The sequence below is a fragment of the Agromyces agglutinans genome (assembly GCF_009647605.1).
In the GTDB taxonomy this organism is placed as follows: domain Bacteria; phylum Actinomycetota; class Actinomycetes; order Actinomycetales; family Microbacteriaceae; genus Agromyces; species Agromyces agglutinans.
Genome location: NZ_WJIF01000010.1, coordinates 24538 through 41515, shown reverse-complemented (window position 1 = coordinate 41515; position 16978 = coordinate 24538). Strand labels below are relative to the sequence as shown.

Annotated in this window: 15 protein-coding genes, 1 tRNA gene and 1 other RNA gene; 8 read left to right on the top strand and 9 right to left on the bottom strand. The window is 73.4% G+C overall.

Features of this window, described 5'->3' with window-relative positions:
* Position 1: 1 nt before the first annotated feature.
* From moaC to GE115_RS14925, 3 genes are read right to left on the bottom strand one after another with little or no spacing between them, the layout of a single operon-like run.
* Positions 2 to 487, bottom strand: coding sequence for a cyclic pyranopterin monophosphate synthase MoaC (moaC, locus tag GE115_RS14935; protein ID WP_153685577.1), 486 nt, complete (start codon positions 485 to 487; stop codon positions 2 to 4).
* Positions 484 to 1737: a molybdopterin molybdotransferase MoeA gene (locus GE115_RS14930; RefSeq protein WP_153685576.1), complete on the bottom strand. Its 1254-nt coding sequence runs from the start codon at positions 1735 to 1737 to the stop codon at positions 484 to 486. Before GE115_RS14930 ends, moaC begins: the two co-directional genes overlap by 4 nt.
* Complete coding sequence (locus tag GE115_RS14925; RefSeq protein WP_153685575.1) at positions 1734 to 2930, bottom strand: ThiF family adenylyltransferase; 1197 nt, start codon at positions 2928 to 2930, stop codon at positions 1734 to 1736. Before GE115_RS14925 ends, GE115_RS14930 begins: the two co-directional genes overlap by 4 nt.
* Before the next feature lie 118 nt (positions 2931 to 3048).
* Between GE115_RS14925 and GE115_RS14920 the strand changes: the two genes are divergently transcribed.
* Genes GE115_RS14920 through GE115_RS14895 form a run of 6 tightly spaced genes read left to right on the top strand, consistent with a single transcriptional unit; the run spans position 3049 to position 8893 of the window.
* A complete protein-coding gene (locus GE115_RS14920; RefSeq protein WP_153685574.1) occupies positions 3049 to 3453 on the top strand; it encodes a TOBE domain-containing protein in 405 nt (134 codons plus the stop codon).
* Positions 3450 to 4319, top strand: coding sequence for a molybdate ABC transporter substrate-binding protein (modA, locus tag GE115_RS14915; RefSeq protein WP_312855222.1), 870 nt, complete (start codon positions 3450 to 3452; stop codon positions 4317 to 4319). The genes GE115_RS14920 and modA overlap by 4 nt, the downstream gene beginning before the upstream one ends.
* Positions 4316 to 5125 carry an ABC transporter permease gene (locus tag GE115_RS14910; protein ID WP_153685573.1) on the top strand — a complete coding sequence of 270 codons (810 nt, stop codon included), beginning with the start codon at positions 4316 to 4318 and terminating at the stop codon, positions 5123 to 5125. Before modA ends, GE115_RS14910 begins: the two co-directional genes overlap by 4 nt.
* Entirely contained in the window at positions 5122 to 6264 is a 1143-nt protein-coding gene (locus GE115_RS14905; RefSeq protein WP_312855221.1) for a sulfate/molybdate ABC transporter ATP-binding protein, read from the top strand. Before GE115_RS14910 ends, GE115_RS14905 begins: the two co-directional genes overlap by 4 nt.
* Before the next feature lie 59 nt (positions 6265 to 6323).
* A complete protein-coding gene (locus tag GE115_RS14900; protein WP_153685571.1) occupies positions 6324 to 8270 on the top strand; it encodes a helicase HerA-like domain-containing protein in 1947 nt (648 codons plus the stop codon).
* The gene (locus tag GE115_RS14895; RefSeq protein WP_153685570.1) at positions 8267 to 8893 is read left to right on the top strand and encodes a GNAT family N-acetyltransferase; all 627 of its coding nucleotides are present in this window, start codon (positions 8267 to 8269) and stop codon (positions 8891 to 8893) included. The genes GE115_RS14900 and GE115_RS14895 overlap by 4 nt, the downstream gene beginning before the upstream one ends.
* A 37-nt stretch (positions 8894 to 8930) precedes the next feature.
* Here GE115_RS14895 and GE115_RS14890 read toward each other — a convergent pair whose 3' ends face one another.
* The 6 genes from GE115_RS14890 to GE115_RS14865 all read right to left on the bottom strand — a co-directional run bounded on the left by GE115_RS14890 (position 8931) and on the right by GE115_RS14865 (position 13447).
* A complete protein-coding gene (locus GE115_RS14890) occupies positions 8931 to 9455 on the bottom strand; it encodes a hypothetical protein (protein WP_153685569.1) in 525 nt (174 codons plus the stop codon).
* A 372-nt stretch (positions 9456 to 9827) separates the two neighbouring features.
* Positions 9828 to 9912 (bottom strand) — tRNA-Ser (locus GE115_RS14885).
* Positions 9911 to 10007: signal recognition particle sRNA small type (gene ffs / locus GE115_RS14880), an RNA gene on the bottom strand. Before ffs ends, GE115_RS14885 begins: the two co-directional genes overlap by 2 nt.
* A 55-nt stretch (positions 10008 to 10062) precedes the next feature.
* Positions 10063 to 11016: an NAD-dependent epimerase/dehydratase family protein gene (locus GE115_RS14875; protein ID WP_312855220.1), complete on the bottom strand. Its 954-nt coding sequence runs from the start codon at positions 11014 to 11016 to the stop codon at positions 10063 to 10065.
* Positions 11013 to 12020 carry a bile acid:sodium symporter family protein gene (locus tag GE115_RS14870; protein WP_246190824.1) on the bottom strand — a complete coding sequence of 336 codons (1008 nt, stop codon included), beginning with the start codon at positions 12018 to 12020 and terminating at the stop codon, positions 11013 to 11015. The genes GE115_RS14875 and GE115_RS14870 overlap by 4 nt, the downstream gene beginning before the upstream one ends.
* Positions 12017 to 13447 (bottom strand): flavin-containing monooxygenase, encoded by a 1431-nt coding sequence (locus GE115_RS14865; protein WP_153685568.1) that lies wholly within the window; start codon positions 13445 to 13447, stop codon positions 12017 to 12019. The genes GE115_RS14870 and GE115_RS14865 overlap by 4 nt, the downstream gene beginning before the upstream one ends.
* A gap of 144 nt (positions 13448 to 13591) precedes the next feature.
* Between GE115_RS14865 and pta the strand changes: the two genes are divergently transcribed.
* Together pta and GE115_RS14855 are read left to right on the top strand one after the other, a co-directional pair.
* Positions 13592 to 15751 (top strand): phosphate acetyltransferase, encoded by a 2160-nt coding sequence (gene pta / locus GE115_RS14860; RefSeq protein ID WP_312855219.1) that lies wholly within the window; start codon positions 13592 to 13594, stop codon positions 15749 to 15751.
* On the top strand, positions 15748 to 16962 hold the full coding sequence (locus GE115_RS14855) for an acetate/propionate family kinase (RefSeq protein ID WP_153685567.1): 1215 nt from the start codon (positions 15748 to 15750) through the stop codon (positions 16960 to 16962). Before pta ends, GE115_RS14855 begins: the two co-directional genes overlap by 4 nt.
* Positions 16963 to 16978 lie beyond the last annotated feature (16 nt).

The window sequence follows — 16978 nt, the reverse complement described above, 5'->3', positions numbered from 1 at the left end:
CTCAGCTCCGCACCCAGTCGCCCGACTTGCCGCCGGTCTTGGCGAGCAGTCGCACGCCCTCGATCGAGACGTCCTTGTCGAGGCCCTTGACCATGTCGACGACCGCGAGCGCGGCGACGGACACGGCCGTGAACGCCTCCATCTCGACCCCGGTGCGGTCGGCCGTGCCGACGGTCGCGCGGACGCGCACGCCGTCGTCGACGACCTCGAGGTCGACCGACGCCGCGTGCACGCCGATCACGTGCGCGAGCGGCAGCAGTTCGGCGCAGCGCTTCGCGGCCTGGATGCCGGCGATGCGCGCGACGGCGAGCACGTCGCCCTTGGGCACGCTGCCGTCGCGCAGTGCGGCGACGGTCGGCCCGGGGCAGCGCACGAATCCCTCGGCGGTCGCGGTGCGCACCGTCGGCGCCTTCCGCGTGACATCGACCATGCGCGCGTGCCCGGCATCGTCGAGGTGCGTGAAGGGGGTGCCGGATGCCTCGTTCATGATTCGACCAGCATGACAGGCAGGCGGTCGCCCGGTGAAACCTCGGATGCCTCGGCCGCGACGATCGCGAATCCCTCGGCCTGCGCGAGGCCTCCGGCCAGGTGCGAGCCCGATCCGCCCCCGGTGGCGCGCCGGATGCGTCCGTCGGCCCCGAACGCGATCGGCATGAACTGTCGGCGCCCTGGCGGGCTCCGCCAGCCGTCGGCGACCTCGGCCTCGGTGCGGGCAGCGCCGACCGGGGCGAGGCCCTGCATAGCCTGCAGCGCCGGGCGCACGAACACCTCGAACGAGACCGCGACCGAGACGGGATTGCCGGGCAGCCCGACGCAGAGCGCGCCCGAGTCGAGGCGGCCGAACGCCTGCGGCTTGCCGGGTTGCATGGCGACGCCGCGGAACGTGACACCGCGACCCGTGAGTGCGGCCTTCACGACGTCGTGCGCGCCGACCGACACGCCGCCCGTGCAGACGACGAGGTCGGGCGAGCGCTCGGTCGCGAGCCGGTCGAGGTGGGCGAGGAGGTCTGCGGGGTCGTCGCCGACCCTGGCGACGGAGACGACTTCCCCTCCCGCGCGGGCGACCGCGGCGGCGAGCAGCACCGAGTTCGACTCGGGGATCTGCCCGCGCGCGGGCACGGTTCCGGGAGGCACGAGCTCGTCGCCCGTCGCGACGACCGCGACCCGCGGCGCGCGGACGACCTCGACCTCGCCGACGCCGGCGGCGGCCGCCGCGCCGAGTCGGAACGGCGTGAGTACCACGCCGGCGGGCAGGACCAGGTCGCCGACCGAGAGGTCCTCGCCGGCGCGGCGGACGTGCGCCCCCGCCACGGCGGGCACGACGACCTCGACGGATGCCCCGACCTCGGCCCACGCGCGCGACGCGCGGTAGCCGGCCGTGTGCTCGACCGGCACGACGGCGTCGGCCGCGGTCGGCAGCGCGGCACCCGTCATGATGCGCACGGCCTGGCCGGGGAAGAGCGGCGGATCGTCGGCGCTGCCGGCCGCGACCTCGCCGATCACGTCGAGCGCGACCGGGTCGGCTTCGGAAGCCCCGATGACGTCGGCCCGGCGCACCGCGTAGCCGTCCATGGCGGAGTTGTCGAAGCGCGGCACCGGCTGAACGGCGACGACGTCGGTCGCGAGCACGCGGCCGAGCGCGGCGGCCAGCGGCACGGTCACGGCGGGCAGCCGATGCGTCGCCGCGAGGAGGTCGGCGAGGTGCACCTCGACCTCGACCGGGGGCGTGTCGCTCATGCCGGCGTCACCGACGGCTCGGCCGCTGCACGCCAGGCGGTGTACCCGCCTTCCAGCACCGTGACCGCTTCGCCCGCCGAAGCGAGCGCGACCGCCGCGCGCTCGGCACGGAGGTCGACGAGGCAGTGCACGACGACCGGGGTGTGGGCGTCGACCAGGGGAAGACCAGCGGCCGCGGCGGCTGCGGCGATGCGTGCACGGGCCCCAGCCGGATCGCGCAGGACCTCGCCGAGCGGCAGCGGCACCGCGCCGGGGATGGAGCCGGCCACGAACTCTTCGGGCTCGCGCACGTCGACGAGCACGAAGGCGTCGTCCGGCTGGTCCGCACTCGCCTCATCACGCCGCCGGAGCCGTTCCGCGAGCGCGGCGACGTCGATCCGCGTGATCGTCGGCGACGTGGCGTCCGTGCGCGTGGCATCCGTCACCGGCGCCGGACGCAGCGTGATCTCGCGCTGGCGGCCGCGCAGCGCGTCCACGACGACGAGCCGGCCGAGCAGGGGCTCGCCGATGCCGGTGATGAGCTTCACGGCCTCCTGCGCCATCATCGCGCCGACCTGGCCGCAGAGCGCGCCGAGCACCCCGGCCTCGGCGCACGAGGGCACCTCGCCAGGCGCGGGCGGCTCGGGGAAGACGGTGCGCAGCCGAACGGGCTCACCCGCCGGCGGCCGCGACCAGAACACCGACAGCTGTGCGTCGAATCGCAGCACGCTGGCCCACACGAGCGGCAGGCCGAGCTCGGCGCACGTGTCGTCGACGAGGTAGCGAGTCTCGAACGTGTCGGTGCCGTCGATCACGAGGTCGTACCCGCCGAGGATCGACGCGGCATTGGCGCGGTCGAGCCGCACCGGATGCCGGCGCACCACGGTGTCGGGCGCGAGCGCCGCGACGGCCTCTGCCGCGCTGTCGACCTTCGGCCGGCCGATGTCGGCGATGCCGTGCACGGGCTGGCGGTGCAGGTTCGAGAGCTCGACCACGTCGTCGTCGACGATGCCGATCGTGCCGATGCCCGCCGCGGCGAGCCAGGTCAGCGCGGGCGCGCCGAGCCCGCCGGCGCCCAGTACCAGCACGCGTGCGTTCGCGAGCCGGCGCTGGCCGAGCTCGCCGAGTTCGGGCAGCCGACGCTGGCGATCGGTCCGCCCGCGTTCGGTCGGCGGCAGCGCCGCGGCCGGTTCGACGAGGGGTGGGAATGGCATGCCCCCACGCTAGCCCCGCGGTCATGGCGCGCGGCAGTGCCGGAGCGTCATCCGGCGACGCACGAATTCGCGCATGACGCCCTCGCCGATCCGCAGATGCGGCGATACAGTGCCAGGTATGCCGCAGTATCGGATATCCGAGGTCGCCGACCTGCTCGCCGTCAGCGACGACACCGTCCGGCGGTGGATCGACGCGGGTGCACTCGCGGCCTCCACCGACGGGTCGGGCCGGCTCGTCGTCGACGGCGCCGAGGCCGCACGACGCGCGGTCGAGCTCGCCGACGCCGCGGGTGATCCCTCGAGCGTCGCCCGCAGCGCCCGCAACCGGTTCGTGGGCCTCGTCACGCGCGTGCAGCGCGACGGCGTGATGGCGCAGGTCGACATCCAGGCGGGCCCGCACCGGGTGGTCTCGCTGGTGTCAGCCGAGGCGGTCGACGAGCTCGGCCTCGAGCCCGGATCGCTCGCCGTCGCGGTCGTCAAGGCGACCTCGGTCATCGTCGAGACCCCGCAGGGGGCGCGGTGACCGGTAGCGGGCCGGAGGCCGGCTCGCGCGTCCGCCCGCACCGCGCGGGGGTCGGCACCGCGAGGGTCGCTGCCGCGCTCGCCGGGTTCGCGTGCGTCGTCGCCCTCGCCGGGTGCGCGCCGGGTGGGTCGGATGTCTCGCCCGCGGCATCCGCCGATCGTGACCGTGCCGCGCTCACCGGCGAGGTGACGGTGTACGCCGCCGCCTCGCTCGCGGGCGCGTTCGAAGAACTGGGGGCGGACTTCGAGGCGGAGCATCCGGGCGTCGATATTCGCCCGATCGTGGCCGACGGGTCGTCGACGCTCGCGGCCCAGCTCGTCGAGGGCGCACCTGCCGACGTCTTCGCTTCGGCCGACGAGCGCACCATGACGACGGTCGACGATGCCGGCCTGATCACGGGCGACCCCCACCCCTTCGCCACGAACACGCTGCGCATCGTCGTGCCCGCGGGCAACCCGGGCGAGCTCGACGCGATCGAGGACCTCGCGGACCCGGGCCTCGCGGTGGTGCTCTGCGCACCCGAAGTGCCGTGCGGCGCGGCATCCGAGCAATTGCTCGCCCTTGACGGCGTCGAGGTGACGCCCGTCAGCGAGGAGCAGAACGTCACCGCAGTGCTCACGAAGGTGCGCTCGGGCGAGGCCGACGCCGGTCTCGTCTACGCGACCGACGTCGAGGGCGCGGGCACCATCGGCGCCGCCGACGTCGAGTCCGTCATGCCGGCTCGTGCCGACGAGGTCGTCAACCGGTACCCGATCGCGGCGCTCGCCGATGCCGGGAATCCGGCCGCCGCGGCCGCGTTCGTCGACTTCGTGCGCGGCGAACGGGGCCGTGCGGTGCTCGAGGCGCGAGGGTTCGGGGCACCATGAGCGGCCGCGGCGCGCTGCGCGACATCCCGCCGATCGTCGTGGTGCCCGCGGCACTCGCGGTCGCCGTGCTGGTGCTTCCGCTCGTCGCGTTGGTCGCCCGCGTCGAGTGGTCGACCTTCGTCGCCGACGCGACCTCGCCCGAGGCGATGAGCGCCCTCGGCCTCTCGCTGGCGACCGCGACCGCCGCGACGGCCTGCTGCCTGCTGCTCGGCGTGCCGCTGGCGCTGGTGATCGCGCGGGCGTCGCCCGGCGTCGCCGGCTGGCTGCGCGCGCTCGTGACCATCCCGCTCGTGCTGCCGCCCATGGTCGGCGGCATCGCGCTGCTGTTCCTGCTCGGACGCACGAGCCTCGTCGGCCAGGCGCTCGAGCTCGGACTGGGCCTCCGGCTGCCGTTCACGACCGCCGCCGTCGTGATCGCGCAGGTCTTCGTCGCACTGCCGTTCCTCGTGCTCTCGGTCGAGGGCACGGTGCGCGCGGCCGGAACCGGGTACGAGCGCGTCGCGGCGACGCTCGGTGCGAGTCGCTGGCACGCCTTCCGGCGAGTCACCCTGCCGCTCGCGGCGCCCGGGCTCGTCGCCGGGACCGTGCTCTGCTTCGCCCGCGCGCTCGGCGAGTTCGGCGCGACCGCGCTCTTCGCGGGCAACGCCGCCGGCACCACGCGCACCATGCCGCTCGCCATCTACACGGCGTTCAACGGCGCGGGCGTGAGCCAGGGGGCGGCGGTCGCGCTGTCGCTCGTGCTGCTCGTCGTCGCGGTGGTCATCCTCGTGCTCGTGCGCGGATGGCGCCCGGGGAGCGCGGCGTGAACGCGAGCGCGGGGCAGGGCGCGGGCACGCGTGGGACCGCGTCGCCGCATCGCACGGTCACGGATGCCTCGCGCGGCGCCCTCACGGCCGACCTGGCGCTCGCGCGTGACGGCTTCGAGCTCGACGTCTCCGTGGCGCTCGGACCCGGCGAGGTGCTGGCGCTCCTCGGCCCGAACGGCGCGGGCAAGTCGACGCTGCTGGGCCTCCTCGCCGGGCTCCTCCGCCCCGACACGGGCAGGGTCGTGCTCGACGGCCGGGTGCTCGACGAGGTCGCGGCCACGACCCACGTTCGCCCCGAACACCGGCGCATCGGCCTGCTCGGCCAGGACCCCTGCCTCTTCCCGCACCTCACGGCGGCGCAGAACGTCGCGTTCGGACCCCGCGCCGCGGGCCGGCCGCGGTGCGAGGCATCCGAACTGGCCGGCGAGTGGCTCGACCGGGTCGGGCTCGGCGGCTTCGCCGACCGGCGGCCGGCCGAGCTGTCGGGCGGGCAGCGCCAGCGCGCGGCGATCGCCCGCGCGCTCGCCGCGGCACCAGCGGTGCTGCTGCTCGATGAGCCCTTCGCCTCGCTCGACGCCGAGATCGTGATCGATGTGCGGCGGATGCTCCGCGAACAGCTCGCGGCGACCGGCACGTCGGCGATCGTGGTGAGCCACGACGTGCTCGACGCCGTCGTGCTCGCCGACCGCACCGCGGTGCTCGAGCGCGGGCGGATCGTCGACGAGGGCGTCACCGCGGCGGTGCTCGCGGCGCCGCGCAGTCCGTTCACGGCGGCCATCGCGGGCGTGAACCTCGTGCTCGGGGCTGCGGCGGGCGACGCGGTGCTGGCGGCCGGCCACCGGTTCCAGGGCGTCGCCGTCGACGAGCTGCACGACGGTGAGCCGGCCGCCGCCGTGTTCCGTCCCGCCTCGGTGATCGTGGCTTCGCGACGGCCCGAGGGCACGAGCCTGCGCAACATCTGGAGCGACCGGATCACGGCGATCGATCCGGCGCCCGGCGGTGCACGCCTGCGGTTCGAGGCGCCGGCGCTGCAGGCCGATGTCACCGCCGCGGCGCTCGCCGAGCTCGGACTCGCGCCGGGCGACGACGCGTGGCTCGCGGTCAAGGCCGCCGAGGTGCGCGTGCACGCCATCGACTGACCGTGCCGACCGCGAGGCCGGACCGCGAGGTGGTCGGGCCGCGTCGATAGGATCGGCCCATGTCCGACGATGCGGTGCAGCAGGCGAGGGAGGCGGCCGAGCGGGCCGCTGCGGCGGCGGAGGCGCTCCAGGCGCAGGCGCAGGAGGCGATCCGCAAGCCCGAGGAGGCTGCGGCGGCCGCGCAGGCGGCGGCTGACGCACAGGCCGCGGCGGCCGAGCAGGCGGCAACAGCCGCGCAGGCGGCCGATGCGCAGGCCGCAGCCGACGTGCAGGCGGCGGCCGACGCGGCATCCGGCCCTCCCGCCGAGACCGCCCCGGCCGAGACCGCGGCCGCCGAGGCATCCGGCCCGCTCTCGCAGACCGACGTCGACGCCGTGCGCCTCGGCTACGCGTTCGAGGGCAAGGCCCTCGAGATGGGCGCCCTCGTCAACGGCGAGGCGCTGCCCGGTGTGCCCGTGCGCATCCCGATCGCGATGACGAACCGCCACGGACTCGTCGCCGGCGCGACCGGCACCGGCAAGACCCGCACGCTCCAGGTGCTCGCCGAGCAGCTCTCGGCCGCGGGCGTCGCGGTGTTCGCCGCCGACATCAAGGGCGACCTCTCGGGCCTCGCCACGCCGGGCGAGGGCAACGAGAAGCTGCTGAAGCGCACCGAGGGCATCGGTCAGGTGTGGAGCGCCGCATCGTTCCCCGTCGAGTTCTTCTCGCTGGGCGGCATCGGAAAGGGCGTGCCCATCCGTGCCACCGTCGCCGGCTTCGGGCCGCTCCTGCTCAGCAAGGTGCTCGGACTCAACGACACGCAGGAGTCGAGCCTCGGCCTCGTCTTCCACTACGCCGAGAACCAGGGGCTCGCCCTGCTCGACCTCGAAGACCTGCGCGCGGTGCTGCAGTACCTCACGAGCGACGAGGGCAAGGCCGAGCTCGAGGGCCTCGGCGGCCTGAGCAAGGCGACGGTCGGGGTCATCCTGCGCGAGCTGGTGGCGTTCGCGGAGGCCGGCGCCGACGCCTTCTTCGGCGAGCCCGAGATCGACACGGCCGAGTTCCTGCGCGTGGCATCCGATGGTCGCGGCATCGTGAGCCTGCTCGAGGTGCCGGGCGTCGCCGACAAGCCGGCGCTGTACTCGACCTTCCTGATGTGGCTGCTCGCCGACCTGTTCAACGACCTGCCCGAGGTCGGCGACCTCGACCAGCCGAAGCTCGTGTTCTTCTTCGACGAGGCGCACCTGCTGTTCGCCGACGCGTCCAAGGACTTCCTCGCGCAGGTCGTGCAGACCGTGCGGCTCATCCGCTCGAAGGGGGTCGGCGTGTTCTTCGTCACGCAGACCCCGAAGGACGTGCCCGCCGACGTGCTCGCCCAACTCGGATCGCGCGTGCAGCACCAACTGCGCGCGTTCACGCCCGACGACGCGAAGGCGCTGCGCGCGACGGTCTCGACGTACCCGAAGTCCGCCTACGACCTCGAGGAGGTGCTGACCACCCTCGGCACCGGCGAGGCGATCGTCACCGTCATGAACGAGAAGGGCGCGCCCAGCCCGGTCGCGTGGACGCGACTGCGCGCGCCGCAGGCGCTCATGTCGCCGACACCGGATGCCGCGATCGACCAGGCCGTCGCGTCTTCGCCGTTGCAGGCGAGGTACGGCACGCCCGTCGACCGCGAGTCCGCGCACGAACGGCTGACCGCGAAGATGAACGCCGCCGCCGAGGCCGCGCGCGCGGCCGAGGCCGCCGAAGCGAAGGCTGCGGCCGACGCCGAGTACGCCAAGCAGCAGGCGGCGATCGAGAAGCAGCGCGAGAAGGAGGCGAAGGCCGCGCAGGCCGAGTACGACCGGCTCATGAAACGCACCGGGGCGTCGGGCTCGTCGGGCTCGTCGCGTTCTCGGGCGCCCTCGACGTCGCGGTCGTCGGGCGGAGGCTCGGTGCTCGACCAGGTGCTCGGATCGAAGGCGACCCGCGACGTGCTCACGAGCGTCGTCGAGGGCATCTTCGGCACGAGGCGCCGCCGATGAGCGCGGCGTTCATCCGGCCGTACCGCCCCGCCGACCGCGACCGGATCGCGCACATCTGCCTGCTCACGGCCGCGGGCGGCGGCGACGCGACGGGCGTCTACTCCGACGACTCGCTCATGCCCGAGGTCTTCGCCCTGCCGTACGTCGACTACGCGCCCGACCTCGCGTTCATCGTCGACGACGGCACCGGGCGAGCGGCCGGCTACGTGATCGGCGTGGCCGACACCGCCGACTTCATCGACTGGTGGAAGCGCGAGTGGGGCCCCGGCTTCGCGGCGAGGCATCCGGTCGCCGGCCCACCGACCGCGGCGAAGCCGAGGTTCACCGAGGCCGACCTGCTGCGCGCCGGACGCGATCCCGCGCGCATGCGCATCGCCGAACTTGCGGCGTACCCCGCGCACCTGCACATCGACCTGCTGCCCGAGCTGCAGGGGCAGGGGTTCGGGCGCCGGCTCATCGACACGCTGCGCGCGGCACTCGCCGAACGCGGCGTGCCCGCCGTGCACCTCGGCATGGACCCGGCGAACACCGCTGCGCGCGCGTTCTACGATCGGCTCGGCTTCCACGAACTGCCGTCGAGCCGGCCGGATGCCCCGCTGCTCGGCATCGGGACGACGGACTGAGCCGCGCGCGGTCACGGGCGAGGTTCGGCGTGCCCCGTCAGCCGACGAACGGACGCTCCCACCAGTACAGGAGCTTCGGATCGCTCGCGTGGAGCTCGGCCGCCGACACCGGATCGCGGCGCACGGTCTGCTCCATGTCGAGGAAATCGGCCACGGCGTCCATGGCCGCCTCATCCCAGAAGGCACCGCGCATGCGCACGAGGCAGCGGCCGTCGCGGTCCACGATGAACAGCTGCGGCGTCGTCTCGTCGCTCGCCCCCCGGTAGAGATCGAGCCGGACGACCGCGGCGATGTCGCGCACCGAGACGCTGGCCGTGCGGCCGAAGAACCCGCGCTCCACGACGCCGTACCGGCTCACGGTGATGCCCGTGCGGCGGTAGCGGAAGACCGCGTACAGCGCGGACGCGGCGATGATGAGCACCGCCCACACGAGCGCCGAGCGGACGCCCGGATGCGACTGCTGCTCCGTCCACGCGACGATGCCGATCAGCGGCAATGCGACGATCGCGATCTGGAGGCCGATGCCGATGGCCAGCGAGCGACGAGGCCTCAGGGAAAGCACCCTGAGGCCGTCGCCCCCTTCTGCCGTCGATGCTGCGAAGGAGCCCCCTGCGTCCCCACTCCTGATTTTCGCCGGCATCGCTGACATCTCTCACATCATGCGGAACTCCGCGGAACGGCGCCATTCGGCATTAATGAGGACATGGGATTCCGGCGCGCGTGCGCTACGCTCTGCCGCTGGGCGAGGCATCCATCGCCGTGCGCACGGCCCCACATGATGTGAAAGAGCGCCACACCCTTCGGGCGCGGCGCTCTTCCACATGGCGGAGGATGGGGGAACCGTCGGGTCCGCTTCGCGTCCCCTCCTCCCGAATCCACAGCGCCCATTGATGACGAAAGCGCCCACCCTTCGGGCGAGCGCTTTCGTCATCAGCGGAGGATGGGGGATTCGAACCCCCGAGGGCTTGCACCCAACACGCTTTCCAAGCGTGCGCCATAGGCCACTAGGCGAATCCTCCCGGGGACCCCTCACGCACCCGCCAGAGCCCGGTTACCCTTGCTGCGTTTCCGCCCTGGGGGAGTTGGCCTGGATGGCGCCACGTGAGGAGCCTCGCACAGTCTACCCGAGCCGAATGCCCCGGACGAACCGCGGGAGGCAGGCCCGACGCTCAGACGCCCGGGTACCGCGCCGCGACGAACGCCTCGAACGCCTCACGGCTCGTCTTGGCCGGCGTGTAGCCGAGGTCGCGCTTGAGCCGGGTGTTGTCGAGCACCGGGCGGTACCGCAGGAACCCGACCCGCTCCGGCCCGTGCACGGTCAGCCGCAGCGCCCGCCCGACGCGCAGCGCCGCGGCAAGCACTCCCGCCGGCACCGCCACCGTGCGCTTGCCGAGCCGCTCGGCGATCTCGGGCACCGTGACCCGCCCGTCACCCGCGACGTTGAACGCCCCGGTCGCGGTGCCGGTCGCGCCGGCGACGATCGCGCCGACGACGTCGTCGACCCACACGAATACGAAGGGGCTCTCGCTGCCGCGCACGAGCAGCAGCCGCGGGGCATCCCAGAGCGCGGTGATCTGGTTGCGCACCGACGGCCCGAGGATCGTGCCGATCCGCAGCACGACCTGCTCGAGCGCGGGGTGCGACTGCCGGTACGACGCGAGGAGTTCCTCGACGAGCCGCTTGTGGCGCGAGTAGCTGAACTCCTCGTTGCCGCGGATGGCGTCGTCCTCGGTCAGCCACACCGGGTTGTCGGCGTGGTACCCGTACGCGGCACCCGATGAGGAGACGACGAGGCGCGTCACGCCGGCGGCGACCGCGGCCTCGAGCACGTTCCTCGTGCCGTCGACGTCGACGCGGCGTTCGACCTCCTCGCCGACGGTGCCCGGGTTCACGATGGCCGCGAGGTGCACGATCGTGTCGATGCGGTGGCGGGCGAGCACGTCGGCGATGCCGGTGGCATCCGTCACGTCGAGCGATTCGTGCGTCGCGCCGTCGGGCAGCGGCGCGGCCGGTTCGCGCACGTCGCCCGAGACGACCGCTTCGATCGACGGATGCCCCGCGAGCGCGCGCACGGCGGACGAGCCGAGGAATCCCGAGCCGCCGGTGACGAGCACCCGCCTCACGACGCCGCCCCGGGGGCTCCGGCTCCGGCCCCGTCGGAGGCCGCGGCGGGGCCGGACGCGCCCGCGCCCGCCGGGCCGCCGCCGCCCGCGCTCGCACCGGCGCCCTCCGCCCGCTTCGTGCGCCACGCCCAGAGCGACGCGACGATGAGGCCGGCGATGATGTCCCAGACGCCCCACCAGCCGGCGACGACGGCCATGCCGCCGAGCCCGCCGAAGAAGGTGAACACGAGGCCGAGCCCGAGGCCCGCGTTGCGGATGCCGACCTCGAACGTGATGGCCTTGCGGTCGCGCGGGGCGAGGCCGCCGAGCCGGGCGCTCGCGTAGCCGAGGCCGAGGGCGATCGCGTCGTGGAGGAAGACGACCGACAGCACGATGCCGAGCACGGCGACGAACACCGCCCAGTTGCCGACGAGCGCGGCGACGATGAAGCCGACGAGCGCGATGAGGCTGATCCAGCGCGCGAAGGGCTGCACCCTCGCCGCGAACCGTGGGAACCGCGCCCGCAGCAGGAATCCGAGGGCGAACGGCAGGCCGATGATCAGCAGGATCTCGGCCATCATCTGCCACCCGTTGAGGCTGACCTCCTCGAGGAACTCGCGTCCGGTCGGGTGCAGGCCGCCCCAGAAGGCGAGGCTCAGGGGCAGCACGAAGATGTACAGCACGTTCGCGACGGCGGTCATCGACACCGAGAGCGCGACGTTGCCGCGTGCGCGGTAGGTGAGCACCTGCGAGATGTTGCCGGGCGGACAGCAGGCCACGAGGATCATGCCGAGCGCGATCGACCCCTGCACCTGGAGCACGAGCGTCAGCCCGAACGTCACGGCGGGCAGCAGCACGATCTGCGCGATGAGCGCGATCGCCATCGCGCGGGGCGCCTTCGCGACGGCCTTGAAGTCGTCGACCGACGTGTCGAGCGCGATGCCGAACATGATGAGGCCGAGCACGACGTTGAGGATCATCATCGAACCGGGAGCGAAGCTCACGACGAGGTCGTCGGGGTTCATGCGCGCGCCCCTTCGCCGGCGACGGTCGCGTCGGCCGCGTCGGCCGCCTCGGCCGCGTCGGCCGCGCCGCCGACGGCAGCGCCGCCGCCCGCTGCGGCGCCGGCGGGGCGGGGCAGCGAACGGATGCGCCGGCGCAGTTGCCTGCGGTACGCGTCCTTGTTCACGTAGTACGACATGCGGTCGAGTCCGAGGTAGTCGTACCCGCCCGTGAGGTCTGGCCACGGTCCGGCGGCGGTGCGGCGGAACGCGGCGGATGCCTCGGGCGCGTCCTGCTCAGCGGCGAGGTAGGCCGCGACGAGGTCGGCCTGCTCGGCGCGACCCTGCCAGCCGATGCCCGAGGCCTCGATCATACCGAGCACGAAGAGCCCGTTGAACGACGGCGGGAAGATGTTGAGGTAGAGGCTCGGCGAGGCCTGCGTCCAGTTCAGGTGCGCGCGGTCGACGAACGGGTAGTCGAGCCGGTACCCGGTGGCGAGCACGACGAGGTCGTAGTCGGCGCTGGGGCCGTCGCCGTCGTGCTCGCCCCTGAAGTGCACGGTGTGCCCGTCGAAGCGCTCGACGTCGGGCATGACCCGCAGGTCGCCCTGGCCGAGGTGGTGCAGCACGAGCGTGTTGACGATGGGATGCGACTCGTAGATGCGGTAGTCGGGCTTCGGGAACCCGAACGCCGTCGGATCGCCCGTGAAGGCCCGCAGCACGCGCGTGTCGATCGCCTGCTTGAGGCGCGCCGGCAGCGGGCGGCCCTGGTTGAGCGTGTCGGAGGGGCGGCCGAACAGGTAGCGCGGCACGAAGTAGTACCCGCGGCGCACCGAGAGGTCCACGGATGCCGCGTGGTGCACCGCGTCGACCGCGATGTCGCACCCGGAGTTGCCCGCGCCGATGATGAGCACGCGCTTGCCGTCGAAGACGGAGGCGCGCTTGTAGGCGCTCGTGTGCAGGACCTCACCGGCGAACGAGCCGGCGAAGGCCGGCACGTTGGGCTCGGCGAGCGTGCCGTTCGCGAGGACGACGGCCGAGTGCGCGCGCGTGACGGATGCCCCGCCGCCCGCGGGCTCGCTGGTGACGAGCCATCCGCTGCGCCCGCTCGCGTCGTCGCCGACCGGTTCGACGGCGGTGACGCGGGTGCCGAACCGGATGCGGTCGGTGAGCCCGAAGTGCGCGGCGTAGGCGCGGAAGTAGGCCAGCAGCTCGCGATGCCCGGGGTAGTCGGTCGCCGAGTCCATCGGGAACTCGGCGAACTCGGTCGTGGTGCGCGACGAGATGAGGTGGGCGGACTCGTAGACGGTCGACCGGGGATTGTCGATGTTCCAGAGGCCGCCGACGTCGTCGGCCGCCTCGTAGACCTCGAAGGGCAGGCCGGCCCGGTCGAGTGCCCGTGCGCCGGCGAGGCCCGAGGGGCCCGCGCCGATCACGGCGATGGGGTTCATGCGCAGACTCCAGTGTCTGGAAGGGGGTGGGTTGGGCGACCGCGAGGGGTGCGCGGTGCCCGGACAGCATAGACCGAACGCCGTGCGGTGAACTCCCAGCCCGTCGCGAGACGCGGGGCGAGGCATCCGCCTAGGGTGGAACCCGTGGCGCACAGCATCTACATCTGTTCCGCCGAGGGCAACACCGGCAAGTCCACCGTCGCGTTGGGCGCGCTCGACACCCTCACCCGCCGGGCGACGCGCGTTGGCGTGTTCCGGCCCGTGGCGCGATCGACCGACGAACGCGACTACGTGCTGGAGTTGTTGCTCGCGCACGAGGGCGTCGTCGACCTGTCGTACGACGACGCGATCGGCGTCGGGTACGAGGCCGTGCACGCCGACCCCGAGGGGGCGCTGGCGACGATCGTCCGGCGGTTCAAGGCGGTCGAGGCGCAGTGCGATGCGGTGGTGGTGCTCGGATCCGACTACACCGACGTCGGCAGCCCGACCGAGCTCGCGTTCAACGCGCGCATCGCGGCGAACCTCGGCGCCCCGGTGCTGCTCGTGCTCGGCGGCCGCGTCGGCCAGGGGCGCGTGCGCTCCGAGCGCCTCGGCGAGAGCGACGCCCGCACGCCCGAAGACCTCGCGCAGCTCGCCGAGCTCGCGATCGACGAACTCGCGCGCGAGCACGCGACCCTGCTCGGCATCGTCGCGAACCGCGCCGACCCCGGCCGGCTCGTCGAGATCGCGGCCGCCGTCGAGCGCGCGGCGTCCGACGAGGCGCGGGCGACGGATGCCTCGACGACGGGAGGCCTGCTCATCTCGGCGATCCCCGAGGACCCGTTCCTCGTGGCGCCCTCGATGCGAGCGATCATGCACGCCGTCGACGGCGAGCTGTACGCGGGCGATCCCGACCTGCTCGACCGCGAGGCGCTCGGCGTCGTGATCGCGGCGATGTCGATGGAGCACGTGCTGACCCGCCTCATCGAGGGCGCGGTCGTCATCGTGCCGGGCGATCGCAGCGAGGTGCTGCTGGGCGTGCTCACCGCGCACGCGTCGGCGACGTTCCCGTCGATCTCGGGCATCATCCTGAACGGTGGGTTCCCGACGCCCGAGGCCGTCGAACGCCTCATCGAGGGGTTGAAGGCCGGCCTGCCGATCCTGCGCACCGAGCTCTCGAGCTACGACACCGCGGTCGCCGTCACGCAGACGCGCGGACGCCTCGCCGCCGAGTCGCAGCGCAAGCGCGACACCGCGCTCGCCCTGTTCGAGACGCACGTCGACGGCCAGGCGCTGCTCGACCGGCTCGACCTCGCCCGCACCGACGTCGTGACTCCGCTCATGTTCGAGTACGGCCTGCTCGAACGCGCGCGGCGCGCGCGCAAGCACATCGTGCTGCCGGAGGGCTACGATGACCGCATCCTGCGGGCCGCCGCGACGCTGCTCGCCCGCGACGTCGCCGAGCTCACCATCCTCGGCGAGGAGATCGAGATCCGCGCCCGTGCGATCGGGCTGGGCCTCGACATCTCGCGGGCGCAGGTCGTCTCGAACCACGACTCGGTGCTCGTGTACCGATTCGCCGACGAGTACCGGCGTCGCCGCGCCCATAAGGGCGTCACGCTCGAGCAGGCGCGCGACACGGTTCAGGACGTCTCGTACTTCGGCACGATGATGGTCGAGCTGGGCCTCGCCGACGGCATGGTCTCGGGCGCGGCGCACACCACGGCGCACACGATCCGCCCGTCGTTCGAGATCGTGAAGACGCAGCCGGGCGTCGAGGTCGTCTCGAGCGTGTTCCTGATGGCGCTCGCCGACCGCGTGCTCGTCTACGGCGACTGCGCGATCGTGCCAGACCCGACGGCCGAGCAGCTCGCCGACATCGCGATCTCGTCGGCGCGCACGGCCGCGCAGTTCGGCATCGAGCCGCGCGTGGCGATGCTGTCGTACTCGACGGGGGAGTCGGGCTCGGGCGCCGACGTCGACAAGGTGCGCCGGGCCACCGCGCTCGCGCGCGAGCGCGCGCCCGAGCTCGCGGTCGAGGGCCCGATCCAGTACGATGCGGCGGCCGACGCCGCCGTCGCGCGTACGAAACTGCCCGATTCGGATGTCGCGGGCCGGGCGACGGTCTTCATCTTCCCCGACCTCAACACGGGCAACAACACCTACAAGGCGGTGCAGCGCTCGGCCGGCGCGGTGGCGATCGGACCGGTGCTGCAGGGGCTGCGCAAGCCTGTGAACGACCTCTCGCGCGGCGCCCTCGTGCAGGACATCGTGAACACCGTCGCGATCACCGCGATCCAGGCCGCCGAGGGATCCGACGCATGAGCGTCGTCCTCGTCGTCAACTCGGGGTCGTCCTCGTTCAAGTACCAGCTGATCGAGGTCGAACGCGCCGAGACGCTCGCGAGCGGGCTCGTCGAGCGCATCGGCGCCGACGCCGGGCAGGCGCGGCACCGCAACGAGTCCGCCGCGCGCGCCGGCGGCGCGGAGGCATCCGCCTGGGATTCGACGGTCGACGTGCCCGACCACTTCGCGGCGTTCCAGGTGATGCTCGACGCGTTCGCGGAGCACGGCCCCTCGCTCGAGGAGCACGCGCCGATCGCGGTCGGCCACCGGGTCGTGCAGGGCGGCGCGCGGTTCTTCGAGCCGACGATCATCACCGACCTCGTGAAGATCAACATCGACGAGCTCTCGGCCCTCGCACCACTGCACAACCCGGCGAACCTCGCGGGCATCGAGGCCGCGCAGCGCGCGTTCCCCGGCGTCCCGCACGTGGCGGTGTTCGACACGGCGTTCCATCAGACCATGCCCCCGGCGGCCTACACGTACGCGATCGACCGCGAGGTCGCCGCGAAGCACCGCGTGCGCCGCTACGGGTTCCACGGCACGTCGCACCGGTTCGTGTCGCGCGCCGCCGCCGAGTTCCTCGGCCGCCCGGTCGAGGAGCTTCGCCTGATCGTGCTGCACCTCGGCAACGGGGCATCCGCGTGCGCGATCTCGGGCGGACGCTCCGTCGAGACGAGCATGGGCATGACGCCGCTCGAGGGCCTCGTCATGGGCACGAGGTCGGGCGACGTCGACCCGGCCGTGCTGCTGCACCTCCAGCGGCGTGCCGGCCTCTCGGCCGATGAGGTCGACCGGCTGCTGAACTCGCGCAGCGGCATCCTCGGCCTCGGCGGGCACGCCGACATGCGCGACCTGCAGGCCGCGGCCGATTCGGGCGACGCTGCCGCGATGCTCGCGCTCGAGGTGTACACGCACCGGGTGCGTTCGTACGTCGGCGCGTACGCCGCGCAGCTCGGCCGCGTCGATGCGATCGTGTTCACCGCGGGTGTCGGCGAGAACTCGCCGATGGTGCGCGAGTGGTCGCTCGCGGGCCTCGAGGGCTTCGGCGTCGAGGTCGATCGGGAGCGCAACCACGAGCGCGCGCGGGGTGCGCGCCGCATCTCGACGGATGCCTCGCGCGTCGACGTGCTCGTCGTCCCGACGAACGAGGAACTCGAGATCGCGCGGCAGGCGCTCGCGGCGGTCGGGTAGCGCGAGCGCCCCCTAC

Excerpts from the sequence above, each read along its gene's own strand:
- moaC (WP_153685577.1), bottom strand. The coding sequence starts at position 487 with ATGAACGAGGCATCCGGCACCCCCTTCACGCACCTCGACGATGCCGGG.
- GE115_RS14930 (WP_153685576.1), bottom strand. The coding sequence starts at position 1,737 with ATGAGCGACACGCCCCCGGTCGAGGTCGAGGTGCACCTCGCCGACCTC.
- GE115_RS14925 (WP_153685575.1), bottom strand. The coding sequence starts at position 2,930 with ATGCCATTCCCACCCCTCGTCGAACCGGCCGCGGCGCTGCCGCCGACC.
- GE115_RS14920 (WP_153685574.1), top strand. The coding sequence starts at position 3,049 with ATGCCGCAGTATCGGATATCCGAGGTCGCCGACCTGCTCGCCGTCAGC.
- GE115_RS14910 (WP_153685573.1), top strand. The coding sequence starts at position 4,316 with ATGAGCGGCCGCGGCGCGCTGCGCGACATCCCGCCGATCGTCGTGGTG.
- GE115_RS14900 (WP_153685571.1), top strand. The coding sequence starts at position 6,324 with ATGTCCGACGATGCGGTGCAGCAGGCGAGGGAGGCGGCCGAGCGGGCC.
- GE115_RS14895 (WP_153685570.1), top strand. The coding sequence starts at position 8,267 with ATGAGCGCGGCGTTCATCCGGCCGTACCGCCCCGCCGACCGCGACCGG.
- GE115_RS14870 (WP_246190824.1), bottom strand. The coding sequence starts at position 12,020 with ATGAACCCCGACGACCTCGTCGTGAGCTTCGCTCCCGGTTCGATGATG.
- GE115_RS14865 (WP_153685568.1), bottom strand. The coding sequence starts at position 13,447 with ATGAACCCCATCGCCGTGATCGGCGCGGGCCCCTCGGGCCTCGCCGGC.
- GE115_RS14855 (WP_153685567.1), top strand. The coding sequence starts at position 15,748 with ATGAGCGTCGTCCTCGTCGTCAACTCGGGGTCGTCCTCGTTCAAGTAC.